A 12,782-nucleotide genomic window follows, 5' to 3' on the forward strand; every position below is an offset into this window, starting at 1 on the left:
GGCCGGTACCGTGGTCGCATGGAGTGGATCGCAGACCCCGGCGTCGGCGCGTGGCTGCGGGAGACCCTCGACGACGGTCTGGGGAGCATGCACGCGGTCGTCCCCCGCGGCTTCCCCGCGTACGCCCGGATCTTCCATCCCGCCACGGTGCGGGAGAGTCCCGCGACGGCGGATTCCGACGTGCGCGTCAGCTGGGCGGACACCGCCGCCGCCTTCGGCACGACGATGCACGCGGAGGCCCAGTGGCACCGGATCGTGCGCACTCCCGTCGACGCCGACTGGCGGAGCCGCATCGCTCCGGACGGCCGCGAGTTCACGGCGCCGATGGAGGGCGCGCTCGACAGCGACCTCGTGACGGTCCTGGCCGGGCACCTCGCCGCCCACACCGCGACACCGGACGACGGGGTCGTCGCGCTCTGGGAGGGATTCGGCGGTCTGGTCGGCTTCTTCGGAGACGGACCGTCCCGTGTCTTCCTCACGTTCAGCGAAGACCCGCACCATCAGGCGATGCTCGACCGCAGCACGCACGACCCCTTCAACAACGTCTTCCGGAAGCCCACCTGGCAGGACGGCATCCTCTCGCGCGAGATCTCCGAAGGGCCCCGGCTGCAGCTCCCCGGGCGCGACTACGTGCTGTTCTCCGGTGGTGCCAGGGCCTTCGCGGATCCGGACTGGGTGCTCGGCGTGCCGTGGCGCGACCGGGTCGGCGAGGAGCACGGCTTCCCGCCCGCCGCCCAGAGCCCGAACATCCTCTGGCCCGCCGATCGCGCCTGGGTGATGGTCTCGGAGATCGACTACGACTCCACGATCGTCGCAGGCTCGCCCGACCTCATCCGCGCGATCTGCACCGACGAGCGGCTGGAGGCGAAGGCACTTCGCGAGGGCGCCGACCTCACGTGGGATGCCGACGAGGTCAACCGATGACGTCTCCGCAGGCATCGGCGTCGTTCGATGCGCGTCCCCTCACCGATCCGGTCGACCCGGCCGCCGTCCGCGCCTTCACGGCGGAGCTCCGGTCCCGGCGGACGACCGGCATGGCGGTGTCGTCGATCATCGGCATCGTCGCGGTGGCGATCGCCGGCCTCGTGATGCTTCCGATCCTCGCCTCCGTGGTGGTGGCGCTGGCAGCGGGCAGCGGCTCCCCCGCTGCGGCGGCGATCCCCCTCGTGCTCCTCCTGCTGGTGGCCGCGGGGGTGGGCGTGCTCATCTGGATGGGCGTCCGCAACGCGCGCACCGCCCGGTACCGCCTGCACCGGTTCGCCCAGGCCAACGGCATGACGTACGAGCCGCGCGTGGACGATCCGCCGCTCCCCGGGATGATCTTCCATCTCGGCCGCTCGCGCATGGCGACCGATCTGGTCCGCGGCACGAATCCACGGTTCGTGGAGTTCGGCAACTACCAGTACACGGTGCAGTCCGGGAAGAACTCGACGACGTATCGCTGGGGCTATGTGGCCGTGAAGCTGGATGTGCCCCTGCCGAACATCGTGCTCGACGCGAAGGGCAACAACGGCTTCGGCTCCAACCTGCCGGCCTCGTTCCAGCGGGCACAGCGCCTGTCGCTCGAGGGCGACTTCGACCAGCACTTCACCCTGTACTGCCCGGACGGCTACGAGCAGGACGCGCTCTACCTCTTCACGCCCGACATCATGGCGCGCTTTATCGACAACGCCGCGCAGCTCGACGTCGAGATCGTCGACGACTGGCTGTTCCTCTACACGCCCCGCCGCGCCTCCACGCTCGATCCGGCGACCTGGGCGTGGCTGTTCGGGGCGGTGGGGGCGCTCTTGACCAAGCTCGACCAGTGGGCGCGGTGGCGCGACGACCGCCTCGCCGCCGCGGCGACGCCCGGGGGCCACGCTCTCCCGTTCGCTGCGCCGGCCGGGATGATCACCCCACCGCCGGGGGTCGCGCCGCAGGGTCGGCGCCTCAAGCGCACGGGGACCTGGGTGCCGATCGTCGTGGTGATCGGATTCGCGGTCTTCTGGATGCTCAGCCGCTGGAACTGACGACGAACCCGATGTGGGGGTGGGTGCCGTTCTGGGGAACCGACGCCCACCCCATCCCCCCTCGGGATCGAAAGGAATTCGACGTTCCCTCCGCATTGACGGTTCGACCGTCCCGCCCGTGGTCAGCTGGGGACTGACGCTGCGTGGCGATACCGGGATGGTATACCGGCGGACGTTGCACCCGGTTGCGTTCATGCGCGGGAATGCACTTTCCCGCGCGGCGCTCAGCGGTGCATCGAGCTGTCGGCTGCGGCCCCGCTCGCGGTCTCCGCGGCCAGGACCGCGTCGAGCGTCTGCCAGGCGTCCGCAGCGCGCATCGCCTCTCCGACCTGCCGCGCGCGATCCCGGAACGTCGGCTCGGCCAGCACCCGGCGCACGGCTTCGGCCACCTGTCCCGGCTTCGGCGCATTCGTCCGCAAGTTGATGCCCACCCCGGTCCACCCGACTCGGGCGGAGACCTCGACCTTGTCCTCCGTCTGCCCCGCGACCACCAGCGGGACGCCCTGGGCCAGGGCCTGCTGCACCCCGCCGAAACCGCCGTTCGTGACGAACACGTCGACCTCCGGCAGCAGCCGGTCGTAGGGCAGGTACTCGGCGACGCGGACGTTGGCCGGCAGCTCCGCCGGGAGCGCGTCGACGGGGCGTCCACCGGTGGAGACGACCACGAGGGCGTCCGTCGCGGCGAGCCCGGCGATCGTGGGAAGCACGAGCTGGCCGAAGTCGGCGTTGGCGATCGTCCCCTGACTGACATGGATCACGGGCCGCCGTCCGTCCAGGTCGGACCACCACTCGGGCAGTGGCACGGTCGCCGCCGCCGCGGGCAGGGGGCCGGCGAAGTGCACGGACGCCGGGAGGTCGGAGCGCGGGTACTCGAACGCCGGCACCGAGAACTGCACGTACGCGTCGGCGCGGCCCGCCCAGTCGAGCACGAATCCGCCCAGATCGCGGCCGACCGCCTCGCGCGCCATGGCGTCGGCCTCCTTCTGCACGCCGCCGAAGATGACGCGCTCCGCCACGGTGCGGAGGAAGGCGTTGCGCATCCGGCCGAACGGCCCGCGCATCGGCGTGACTCCGAGCCCGAACGGGGCCGTGTCGACACTGCGGGCGCCGAGCGGGAAGATGCCGAGGACCACGACCGGGGGCCGTTCGGCCTTCGGCAGCCGCTGCAGCAGCGCCGCGCCGACGAACAGCGGCTCGGTGAGGACGGCGTCGATGCGGTTCCGCGCCAGCTCGACGCGCACGGCCTCGAGCTGAGCCCGGCCCGGGCGGATGAAGAGAGTGCTCATGTCGAAGCGGAGGGCGGCCACCCCGGTGAGACCTTCGCGCTCGGGGAACGCGCCGTTCGCGTCGTCGAGGTCGACGTCGGCCTCCGTCGGCAGCGGGCGGAACCGCGCTCCCGCCGCGGTCACCTGCTCCTCGTAACGGGTGCTCGTGAGGAAGAGGACCTCGTGCCCGCCCGCGACCAGGTGCCTGGCGACCTGCAGGAGCGGGAGCACATGCCCGTGGGCGGGGGTGCAGGTGAGGAGGTAACGGGACATGGCGGCTCTCTCGATAGGGTTGGTTGTACCGTTGAAGTATTCATCACCCCTTGAGGAAAGTCAATGACGTCGACTGCACGCCCGTACCGCTCCGCCCTGCGGACCCGACAGGCCGAGGAGACCCGTGCGCGCATCGTCGCGGCAGCCGCCCGGCTGTTCGCCGCGCAGGGATACCAGGCGACGACGATCTCCGCGATCGCCAAGGAAGCCGGGGTCTCCGCGGAGACGGTGAAGACCACGGCGGCGAAGGCGGAGTTGCTCATCGCCGCCTTCGAGGTCACCTTCTCCGGCTCGGAGGCCGCCGAGACCCTCGCCGACACCGAGGCCGGCTCCGGGTTGACGACTCTGCCGGACGACGTCTTCCTCGACGCGGTCATCGCGCAGATCGGCGCGGCGAACGAGCGGGGGCATGCCCTCTGGACGGTCCTCCTGGGCGCGGCGCTCTCCGACCCGGTCGTCGATGCCGCCCTCCAGCGCATCCTCGAGAACCGCGCTGCGGACTACCGGGGGTTCGCGGCGGAACTTCAGCGCCGCGGCATCGTCGACTCGGACCACGACGGCGACGCCCTCGCCGACGCGCTGTCGTTCCTGCTCTCGCCGGAGAGCCACCAGCAGCTCGTCGTGCAGTCCGGATGGTCGCAGGAGCGCTATCGCTCCTGGCTGCGGAGTGCTGTGCTCGCCGCGGCCTCTCCGTCGGCGTGACGGCTCACCGCGCGGACCAGCCGCCGTCCATCGTGTAGCTCGCGCCGGTCACCATCCCGGCGGCGTCGGCGGCGAGCCAGACGGCAAGGCCGGCGACCTCCTCCGGCTCCACGAGGCGTTTGATCGCGGCTTCGGTGAGGAGCACCTTCTCCAGGACCTCGTTCTCCGGGATGCCGTGCACCCGCGCCTGGTCGGCGATCTGGCGCTCCACGAGAGGCGTGCGCACGTACCCGGGATTGATGCAGTTGCTCGTGACGCCGTGCGCGGCACCCTCCAGCGCCGTCACCTTCGACAGGCCCTCGAGACCGTGCTTGGCCGCCACGTAGGCCGCCTTGAACGGCGAGGCGCGAAGACCGTGGACGCTCGACATGTTGATGATCCGCCCGAAACCGCGCTCGTACATTCCCGGGAGCACGGCCCGCGTCAGCAGGAACGGCGCCTCCAGCATCAACTGCAGGAGGAGCGAGAAGCGGGCCGGGTCGAAGTCCTCGATCGGGCTGACGTGCTGCACGCCTGCGTTGTTGACGAGGATGTCGGTGTCGAGGCGGAGTGCGGCCAGCGCATCGCGGTCGGTGAGGTCGATCTGCCACGCCTCCCCGCCGATCTCGTCGGCGAGGGCTTCGGCCGCGTCACCGTCGATGTCGGCGATCCTCACGCGGGCGCCCGCCTGCGCGAAGGCTCTCGCGCAGGCGGCACCGATGCCGCTCGCTCCCCCGGTGACGAGAGCACGACGTCCGTGCAGATCCGTCATGCGGCACTCGCAGCCGCGGTGCGGGCGTTCGCGCGGGCGGCATCCGCGTCGTCGATGGCCTGCAGGGACACGCCCTTCGTCTCCCGCAGCGAGAGCACCGCGATCGCCGTGACGATGCAGGCGAACACGATGTAGAGCGCGATCGGCAGCCAGGAGCCGAAGTCCCGGAGCCACTGGATCGCCAGGATCGGCGCCAGCGACCCGGCGAGGATCGCCGTGACCTGCGACCCCAGCGAGACGCCGGAGTACCGCATCCGCGTCGGGAACAGTTCGGCCATGACCGCCGGCTGCGGCGCGTACATGAACGCGTGGAAGCAGAGGCCGATGGTGACCGCGAGGACGATGAGCACGGGGTTCAGGGTGTCGAACATCGGGAAGGCGAAGAAGGCCCAGGTGGCGCTGAGGATCGCGCCTGTGAGGTACACCGGCTTGCGGCCCCAGCGGTCGGCGAGCCGTCCCGCCTGCGGGATGATCGCGAAATGCACGACGTGCGCGATGAGCAGGGCGAGCAGCAGCTGACTGGTGTCGTACTCGTGCACGGTCTTGAGGTACACGATCGTGAAGCTGACGACGATGTAGTAGACGATGTTCTCGGCGAAACGGAGGCCCATCGCCTGCACGATCCCGATCGGATACCGGCGCAGCACCTCGACGACGCCGTAGGAGGTGGCCTTCTCCGCCTCGACCTGCGCCTTCGCCTCCAGGAAGATCGGAGCCTCCTCGACGTTGCGGCGGATGTAGTAGCCGACGAGCACGATCACCGCGGAGAGCCAGAACGCGATGCGCCAGCCCCACTCGAGGAACGCCGCCGAGCTCATCGCCCACGAGCTCACGAGGAGCACGAGCGTGGCGAGCAGGTTGCCGACGGGAACCGCGGCCTGGGGCCAGCTCGACCAGAACGCGCGCGACCGGTCGGGGCTCTGCTCCGCGACCAGGAGGACGGCCCCGCCCCACTCGCCGCCGACAGCGAAGCCCTGGATGAAGCGCAGCGCGACGAGCATCGCAGGCGCCCAGTAGCCGATGCTCTGGAAGCCGGGGAGGCACCCCATGAGGAAGGTCGCGGCGCCGACGATGATGATCGTGGCCTGCAGCGTGGGCTTGCGGCCGAAACGGTCGCCGATCTGACCGAAGACGATGCCGCCGAGCGGCCGCGCGATGAAGCCGACCGCATACGTCACGAAAGCGGCGATGATGCCGTCCAGCGGCGATCCGGTGGCCGGGAAGAAGTAGGTGCCGAAGACGAGGCTGGCGGCGGTCGCATAGAGGAAGAACTCGTACCACTCGACGACGGTGCCGGCCATGGAGGCGGCGACGACGCGCTTGAGCTTCGAGGAGGACGGGGCGGCGGCGGGGTGACCGGAGGCGCGGGTGGGGGCGGTCATTTCTCTCCTTCGGTGTCGACGGTGACACATCCGTTCCAGTGTCGGCACGGGCCGGATTTGCAGCAATGCCCAGTGGCGCGCAGCGGCTGTGCATAATTGCAGCATGGATGCGGCGAAGAGGCCTCGTGCCGACGATCTGCTCGTGCTGCTCGCCGTCGCCCGCACCGGCCGGTACACGAGCGCCGCCGCCCACCTCGGTCTCGATCACACGACGGTGGCGCGCCGCATCGCCGCCCTGGAGGACGCGCTCGGCGGACGGGTCGTCGCGCAGTCCGCGTCCGGGTGGGAACTCACCGACCTGGGGCGCACCGCCGCCGAGACCGGTGGACGCATCGAGGCCGCGCTGTCCCAGCTCGACTCCGCACCCGGCGAGACTCCTGATCCGATCGCCGGCGTGGTGCGCATGTCCGCCACCGACGGCTTCAGCGCCTACATCGCCGCCCCCGCGATCGCAGAGCTGCGCCGAGCGCACCCACAGCTGACGGTCGAGATCGTCGCGGCCACGCGGAGGGCCGCCGAGCACCGCGCCGGGCTCGACCTGGAGGTGGTCGTGGGCGCGCCGCAGACCCGCCGCGCGCAGGCCGTGAAGCTCGGCACGTACACCCTCGGCATGTACGCCTCCCGGGACTACCTCGGCCGCACCGGCACCCCGGCGTCGCGTGCCGAGGTGGAGCAGCACCGACTCGTGTACTTCGTCGACTCCATGCTCCAGGTGGACGCGCTCGACCTTCCGCGCCGCCTCGTCCCCGGCATGCAGGACGGACTCACCTCGACCAACGTCTTCGTGCACGTCGAGGCCACTCGCGCGGGAGCCGGGATCGGCCTGCTCCCCTGCTTCGCGGCCGACCGGCACCCGGATCTCGTGCGCCTGCTGCCCGAGGTCTTCGCCGAGAAGCTCCCGTACTACATGGTCGCGCGGCCCGAGTCGCTGCGGCTCCCCGCGGTCGCGGCGCTCGCCGAAGCCCTGCGCGCCCGCACGCGTGCTGCCAAGGCGATGCTCGACGGGGCCGGCTGAGCGCCGGTCAGAGCAACTCGGACACGAGGGTTTCGATGCGACCGCGGATGTCGTCGCGGATCGGCCGGACGGCGTCGATCCCCTGGCCGGCGGGGTCGTCGAGCACCCAGTCCTCGTAGCGCGTGCCGGGGAAGAACGGGCAGGCGTCACCGCAGCCCATCGTGATCACGACGTCCGACGCCTGCACGGCCTCGGTCGTGAGCACCTTCGGCTGCTCGGCCTTGATGTCGATGCCGACCTCCGCCATCGCCGCCACCGCGACGGGGTTGATCTCGGCAGCGGGCATCGACCCGGCGGAGCGCACCTCGATGCGGTCGCCGGCGAGGTGCCGGAGGAAGCCGGCGGCCATCTGCGAGCGCCCCGCGTTGTGGACGCAGACGAAGAGGACGGAGGGTCGGTACGGTGCGTTCACCGGGCAAGCGTATCCCGTTCGAATCGCCTGATTGGCTGCATCTCCGGCCGAAATGGGACCAATCAGGCGATTCGAAAGTCCTCAGACCAGGCCGAGGCTCGCCAGCTCCGCGGGGTCGAGCATCCGCGACCGGATGAGGAACCGCATCCCCGTCGGACCTTCGACGCTGAACCCGGCGCCGCGTCCCGGCACGACATCGATCGTCAGGTGCGTGAACTTCCAGTACTCGAACTGCGAGGCCGACATGAAGACCTCGACCGGATCGTCGAGCCCGACGTCGAGGGCGCCGAGGAGCACGTCGCCGGGGCCGGTGAGGAACATCCCCACCGGGTAGCACATGGGCGCGGAGCCGTCGCAGCAGCCGCCGGACTGGTGGAACATGAGCGGCCCGTGCTGCGCGGTGAGCTCGCGGACGAGCGCGGCGGCGGGGGCGGTCACCGCGACGCGGGCGGGCAGGGCGGCGTCGGCCATGGGGACTCCTTCCGGGATGCCGGGTGTCGGACCGGGCGGCGAGCGCCGTCCGACATACGGGCGGGGGGATCAGAAGAAGCCCATCGGACCGTCCGCGTACGAGACGAGGAGGTTCTTCGTCTGCTGGTAGTGGTCGAGCATCATCTTGTGGTTCTCGCGGCCGACGCCCGACTGCTTGTACCCGCCGAACGCGGCATGGGCCGGGTACTGGTGGTACGTGTTCGTCCACACGCGACCCGCCTCGATCGCCCGGCCTGCGCGGTACGCGGTGTCGCCGCTGCGACTCCACACGCCGGCGCCCAGGCCGTACAGGGTGTCGTTCGCGATCGAGATCGCGTCGTCGAAGTCGTCGAACGAGGTGACCGAGAGCACCGGACCGAAGATCTCCTCCTGGAAGATCCGCATGTCGTTCGTCCCCTCGAACACGGTCGGCTGCACGTAGAAGCCCTCGCTGAGGTCGCCGCCGAGGTCGGCGCGCTCGCCTCCCGTGAGCAGCCGGGCCCCGCCCTGCTTCCCGATGTCGATGTAGCTGAGGATCTTCTCCAGCTGATCGTTCGAGGCCTGCGCGCCGATCATGGTCGCGGGGTCGAGCGGATTGCCCTGCACGACCTTCTTCACACGCTCGAGGCCGTCGGCGAGGAACCCGTCGTAGATCGAGCGCTGGATGAGGGCGCGTGACGGGCAGGTGCAGACCTCGCCCTGGTTGAGCGCGAACATCGTGAAGCCCTCGAGCGCCTTGTCGTAGAACGGGTCGCTCGTGGATCGGGCCACGTCCTCGAAGAACACGTTCGGACTCTTGCCGCCGAGTTCCAGGGTGACGGGGATCAGGTTCTGCGAGGCGTACTGCATGATGAGGCGCCCGGTCGTGGTCTCCCCGGTGAAGGCGACCTTGCGGATGCGCTTGTGCTGGGCGAGCGGGGCGCCGGCCTCGATGCCGAAACCGTTCACGATGTTGACGACTCCGGCCGGCAGCAGGTCGCCGATGATGTCGAACAGGAACAGGATCGATGCGGGCGTCTGCTCCGCGGGCTTGATGACGATGCAGTTGCCCGCGGCGAGCGCCGGCGCCAGCTTCCACACGGCCATGAGGATCGGGAAGTTCCAGGGGATGATCTGGCCGACGACACCGAGCGGTTCGTGGAAGTGGTACGCGACGGTGTTCTCGTCGAGCTGGCTGATGCCGCCCTCCTGCGCGCGGAGCACCCCGGCGAAGTAGCGGAAGTGGTCGATCGCGAGCGGGATGTCGGCGGCGAGCGTCTCCCGCACGGGCTTGCCGTTCTCCCAGGTCTCGGCGACCGCGATCTCCTCCAGGTGCTGCTCCATCCGGTCGGCGATGCGGTTCAGGATCACGGAGCGCTCCGCGGGGCTGGTCTTGCCCCAGGCGGTGAAGGCCTTCCAGGCGACGTCGACGGCGCGGTCGATGTCCTCCACGGTGCCACGGCCGACCTCGGTGAAGGGCTTGCCGTTGACGGGACTGATGTTCTCGAAGTACTGGCCCTTGGCGGGTTCGACGAACTCGCCGCCGATGTAGTGGCCGTAGCGGGGCCGATAGCTCGCGACCGCTCCGGGCTGCCCGGGGGCCGCGTAGGCGAGGGACACGTCTTCTTCGACGATGGTCATGGGGGTCTCCTTCGACGGGGGCGCCGCGGCGTCGATGCCGCGGTGTTCCCTCGACGCTAGGCCGTCGCCCGTTGCACTCCCGGTGCGCAACGTTGCAGCCGGTTGCACCCCGTTCGAATCGCGCACTGTGCTGCATCCGCGGCCGAAATGGGGCCAATCGGGCGATTCGAATCAGGTGAGGCGCTCGATCCGGGTCACGAGACCGGCACGACGCGGCGAGCGCGCCGGAAGCATCTCCAACGCGAGCCGCAGCACCTCCGCGTCCTCACTGCCCTCGGGGGTGTCCGCGTAGGCGAGCAGCACGTCCAGACTCGCCCCCGACAGCATGACCTCCCGCAGCGCCGCACGGACCGAGTCACGGAACTCCTCCACGCCGGGCGAGGCCGAGTCCGGCAGCACCGGACCCCGATACGCCGTCAGAGCGACCCGGTGCGCCCCGCGGTCGAGGAGGGACAGCACGTCGTGGGCGTCGGTCTCCAGCGGCACCGGAAGACGATACGGGCGGGACTCCGGCACGAGGTCCGGAGCCGCCCGCTCCAGGACCTTCCGCAGACGCACCATCTCCGGCCGCAAGGTGTCCGGCGAGACGCCAGGGCCGTAGACGAGCTCGGCGAGCCGGTCGGCGGAGAGCCCCTGACGGTGCACGGCCAGCATCAGGAGGATGGCGGCGTGCCGGGCGCTGAGCTCGGTGACCGCCTCCTCGTGCGCCGACACGGTCTCCAGCCGGGCGCGGTCGCGTCCGAGCACGTGCAGTCGCGCGCGGGCGAGGGGTTCCGGCGGCGTCCTGCCGGGCAGTCGTCGAGCCGGAGGCTCCGCCCGTCGCTGCAGCCGGGCCACGAGGAGCTCGGACTCGACCGCTCGCGCCGTCGCGTCGACGAGCAGCCGGGCCTGCGGGGTCACCACCTCCGGTCCCCCGGTGATGTCGATCACGCCCAGGACCCGCTGCGTCTCCGGGTCGCGCACGGGCGCCGCGGTGCACGACCACGGGTGCACCAGCCGGTTGTAGTGCTCGGCCCCGCGGATCTGCACCGACCGTTCCAGGGCGAGCGCGGTGCCGGGAGCGCTCGTGCCCACGGCGTCCTCCGCCCAGTTCGCGCCGGCGACGAACCCCATGCCCTCGGTGAGGGACCGCAGCTGCGCGTCCCCCTCGATCCACAGCAGGCGCCCGGCCTGGTCCCCCACGGCGATCACGACCCCCGAGTCCTCGGAGTCGCCGGGAAGCAGCAGCGCGCGGATCATCTCCATCGCCGAGGCGAGCGGATGAGCCAGACGATAGGCGTCGAGCTCGTCCTCATGCAGATCGAGCGGCGGCAGCCCCTCCGGACCGACGCGGCGGCGCCACGACCGCTCCCACGACTCGCGCACGAGCGGACGCACCTCGCGGAGGCGGTGATCGTCGAGGTTCCCGGCGATGAGCTCCTCGTGCGCGCGCTCGACGAGGAGGCGAGACGCCGTCGGCGACGCCTCCCGCGGATCGTGCCACGTCGCAGACACGCGTTCTCCGTTCCTGGAGCCGGGAGCGTGCCCTCAGTGTACGAGCAGGATCGACCGGGCGGAACAGCAGCCGCGGCGGCGGTCAGGGCAGCAGCCCGGCCACGAGATCGTCGATCACGTCGTCGGTCGAGGTCTCCGGGTCGATCGGGGTGGTGAGCCGGTCGAGCAGCAGACCGTCGATCGCGTAGTGGAACAGGGCGATCTCCCGCCGGCCCCCGGGGAGACCCGCCCGGGTGTTGAAGGCGACGTCCGCATCGAAGCCGGCCCGTTGCCAGGCGCCGAGCACGGCGGCGAGCTCGGGACGGCGCGCACTCTCGAGCCGCAGTTCGAAGAGGGCGAGGGTCACGTCGCGATCAGCGGTGAGGCGGCGCACGATGTCCCGGATGTAGTCGGCGAAGAGCTCCCGGCTCGGCGTGATCTCGGCCCTCCGCTCCAGGTCCTCGGGCGTCGGAGCCAGGCGTTCCCCGATGCGGTCGACGAGGCCCTCGATCAGCGCCTCCCTGCTGCGGAAGTAGTTCGACGTCGTCCCCGCGGGGACGTCCGCCTCGGCGTCGACCGCGCGGTGCGTGAGCCCCCGGGATCCCTCGCGGGCGAGCACCGCCAGCCCGGCATCCGCGATCTGCCGTCGTCGCGGCTCATTCCTCGCCATGCCGCCACCCTAGCGCAATCACTACGACTGTTGTACTCTCAACCGCAACAGATGTAGTGATTGGAGAACCATGCGAGAGCTCGTGTACTACGCCGCGGTGACCCTGGACGGTTTCATCGCCGGGCCGGGCGGGGAGTTCGACGCCTTCCTCGTCGAGGGCGACCACATGGACGGCATCAACGCCCGCTTCGCCGACACCCTGCCGACCGTGGCCGCCGAAGCCCTCGGCATCCCGCAGCGCAACGACGTGTTCGACACCGTGTTGATGGGCAGGAACACGTACGAGGTGGGCGGGCTCGCAAGCCCGTACCGGCATCTGCGGCAGATCGTCTTCAGCCGCACCCGCACCGCCGAGGCCGAGAACCTCGAGGTGACGGCGGAGGACCCGGTGCAGGTCGTGCGGCGGCTCAAGCGTGCCGAGGGCGGCGCGATCTGGCTGTGCGGCGGCGGGGCTCTCGCGGCGACGCTCGCCGACGAGATCGACCGGCTCATCCTGAAACGGCAGCCGCTGCTCTTCGGATCCGGCATCCCGCTCTTCGGCGACCGCCCCTACCGTCCCGAACGGTTCGAGGCCGTGGAGACGACCCCGTATGAATCGGGCGTCGTGGTGACGGAGTACGTGCGATGGCGCGGCGAGTGATCCCGTCGTCATCGGGTGCATAGCCGGTCGACGCCCGGTTGGCAATACCGTTCTCGGATCCGTTCCCGGTTCCTATCGTGGTCCCATCACGAGTCAGGA

The 12,782-nt window shown here is 70.6% G+C and carries 13 protein-coding genes; 5 read left to right on the plus strand and 8 right to left on the minus strand.

Annotated elements, in window-relative coordinates; genetic code table 11:
* Window positions 1-18 precede the first annotated feature (18 nt).
* Window positions 19-924, plus strand: a complete 906-nt coding sequence (locus B7W94_RS06015; protein WP_085605260.1) for a hypothetical protein — start codon at window positions 19-21, stop codon at window positions 922-924.
* A complete protein-coding gene (locus B7W94_RS06020) occupies window positions 921-2,009 on the plus strand; it encodes a hypothetical protein (protein ID WP_085605262.1) in 1,089 nt (362 codons plus the stop codon). The genes B7W94_RS06015 and B7W94_RS06020 overlap by 4 nt, the downstream gene beginning before the upstream one ends.
* 224 nt (window positions 2,010-2,233) lie before the next feature.
* On the opposite strand, the gene B7W94_RS06025 is transcribed toward B7W94_RS06020, so the two are convergent.
* On the minus strand, window positions 2,234-3,547 hold the full coding sequence (locus tag B7W94_RS06025) for a glycosyltransferase (RefSeq protein WP_085605263.1): 1,314 nt from the start codon (window positions 3,545-3,547) through the stop codon (window positions 2,234-2,236).
* Between the two features lie 63 nt (window positions 3,548-3,610).
* Between B7W94_RS06025 and B7W94_RS06030 the strand changes: the two genes are divergently transcribed.
* On the plus strand, window positions 3,611-4,249 hold the full coding sequence (locus B7W94_RS06030) for a TetR/AcrR family transcriptional regulator (RefSeq protein ID WP_085605265.1): 639 nt from the start codon (window positions 3,611-3,613) through the stop codon (window positions 4,247-4,249).
* Window positions 4,250-4,253: 4 nt separating this feature from the next.
* Here the strand turns inward: B7W94_RS06030 and B7W94_RS06035 are convergent, their stop codons facing one another.
* Together B7W94_RS06035 and B7W94_RS06040 are read right to left on the minus strand one after the other, a co-directional pair.
* On the minus strand, window positions 4,254-5,000 hold the full coding sequence (locus tag B7W94_RS06035) for a 3-hydroxybutyrate dehydrogenase (protein ID WP_085605267.1): 747 nt from the start codon (window positions 4,998-5,000) through the stop codon (window positions 4,254-4,256).
* Window positions 4,997-6,382, minus strand: coding sequence for an MFS transporter (locus tag B7W94_RS06040; RefSeq protein WP_085605269.1), 1,386 nt, complete (start codon window positions 6,380-6,382; stop codon window positions 4,997-4,999). The genes B7W94_RS06035 and B7W94_RS06040 overlap by 4 nt, the downstream gene beginning before the upstream one ends.
* Before the next feature lie 103 nt (window positions 6,383-6,485).
* Between B7W94_RS06040 and B7W94_RS06045 the strand changes: the two genes are divergently transcribed.
* Window positions 6,486-7,397, plus strand: coding sequence for a LysR family transcriptional regulator (locus B7W94_RS06045; protein ID WP_085605271.1), 912 nt, complete (start codon window positions 6,486-6,488; stop codon window positions 7,395-7,397).
* A 7-nt stretch (window positions 7,398-7,404) separates the two neighbouring features.
* Here B7W94_RS06045 and B7W94_RS06050 read toward each other — a convergent pair whose 3' ends face one another.
* The 5 genes from B7W94_RS06050 to B7W94_RS06070 form a co-directional block, all read right to left on the minus strand.
* Window positions 7,405-7,809, minus strand: a complete 405-nt coding sequence (locus B7W94_RS06050) for an arsenate reductase ArsC (protein WP_062765849.1) — start codon at window positions 7,807-7,809, stop codon at window positions 7,405-7,407.
* Window positions 7,810-7,890: 81 nt separating this feature from the next.
* The gene (locus B7W94_RS06055) at window positions 7,891-8,280 is read right to left on the minus strand and encodes a DUF779 domain-containing protein (RefSeq protein ID WP_085605273.1); all 390 of its coding nucleotides are present in this window, start codon (window positions 8,278-8,280) and stop codon (window positions 7,891-7,893) included.
* A 69-nt stretch (window positions 8,281-8,349) separates the two neighbouring features.
* Window positions 8,350-9,900, minus strand: coding sequence for an acetaldehyde dehydrogenase ExaC (exaC, locus tag B7W94_RS06060; RefSeq protein ID WP_085605275.1), 1,551 nt, complete (start codon window positions 9,898-9,900; stop codon window positions 8,350-8,352).
* A gap of 171 nt (window positions 9,901-10,071) precedes the next feature.
* Window positions 10,072-11,394 (minus strand): GAF domain-containing protein, encoded by a 1,323-nt coding sequence (locus tag B7W94_RS06065; protein WP_085605277.1) that lies wholly within the window; start codon window positions 11,392-11,394, stop codon window positions 10,072-10,074.
* Window positions 11,395-11,476: 82 nt separating this feature from the next.
* A complete protein-coding gene (locus tag B7W94_RS06070; RefSeq protein WP_085605279.1) occupies window positions 11,477-12,043 on the minus strand; it encodes a TetR/AcrR family transcriptional regulator in 567 nt (188 codons plus the stop codon).
* A gap of 70 nt (window positions 12,044-12,113) precedes the next feature.
* On the opposite strand from B7W94_RS06070, the gene B7W94_RS06075 reads away from it, so the two are divergent.
* Entirely contained in the window at window positions 12,114-12,683 is a 570-nt protein-coding gene (locus B7W94_RS06075) for a dihydrofolate reductase family protein (protein ID WP_025102836.1), read from the plus strand.
* The last annotated feature ends 99 nt before the right edge of the window (window positions 12,684-12,782 follow it).

The sequence above is a fragment of the Microbacterium sp. LEMMJ01 genome, from assembly GCF_002114135.1.
Lineage (GTDB): Bacteria > Actinomycetota > Actinomycetes > Actinomycetales > Microbacteriaceae > Microbacterium.

Coding starts and splice junctions, on each gene's coding strand:
- B7W94_RS06015 (WP_085605260.1), top strand. CDS start 19: ATGGAGTGGATCGCAGACCCCGGCGTCGGCGCGTGGCTGCGGGAGACC.
- B7W94_RS06020 (WP_085605262.1), top strand. CDS start 921: ATGACGTCTCCGCAGGCATCGGCGTCGTTCGATGCGCGTCCCCTCACC.
- B7W94_RS06025 (WP_085605263.1), bottom strand. CDS start 3,547: ATGTCCCGTTACCTCCTCACCTGCACCCCCGCCCACGGGCATGTGCTC.
- B7W94_RS06030 (WP_085605265.1), top strand. CDS start 3,611: ATGACGTCGACTGCACGCCCGTACCGCTCCGCCCTGCGGACCCGACAG.
- B7W94_RS06035 (WP_085605267.1), bottom strand. CDS start 5,000: ATGACGGATCTGCACGGACGTCGTGCTCTCGTCACCGGGGGAGCGAGC.
- B7W94_RS06040 (WP_085605269.1), bottom strand. CDS start 6,382: ATGACCGCCCCCACCCGCGCCTCCGGTCACCCCGCCGCCGCCCCGTCC.
- B7W94_RS06045 (WP_085605271.1), top strand. CDS start 6,486: ATGGATGCGGCGAAGAGGCCTCGTGCCGACGATCTGCTCGTGCTGCTC.
- B7W94_RS06055 (WP_085605273.1), bottom strand. CDS start 8,280: ATGGCCGACGCCGCCCTGCCCGCCCGCGTCGCGGTGACCGCCCCCGCC.
- exaC (WP_085605275.1), bottom strand. CDS start 9,900: ATGACCATCGTCGAAGAAGACGTGTCCCTCGCCTACGCGGCCCCCGGG.
- B7W94_RS06070 (WP_085605279.1), bottom strand. CDS start 12,043: ATGGCGAGGAATGAGCCGCGACGACGGCAGATCGCGGATGCCGGGCTG.
- B7W94_RS06075 (WP_025102836.1), top strand. CDS start 12,114: ATGCGAGAGCTCGTGTACTACGCCGCGGTGACCCTGGACGGTTTCATC.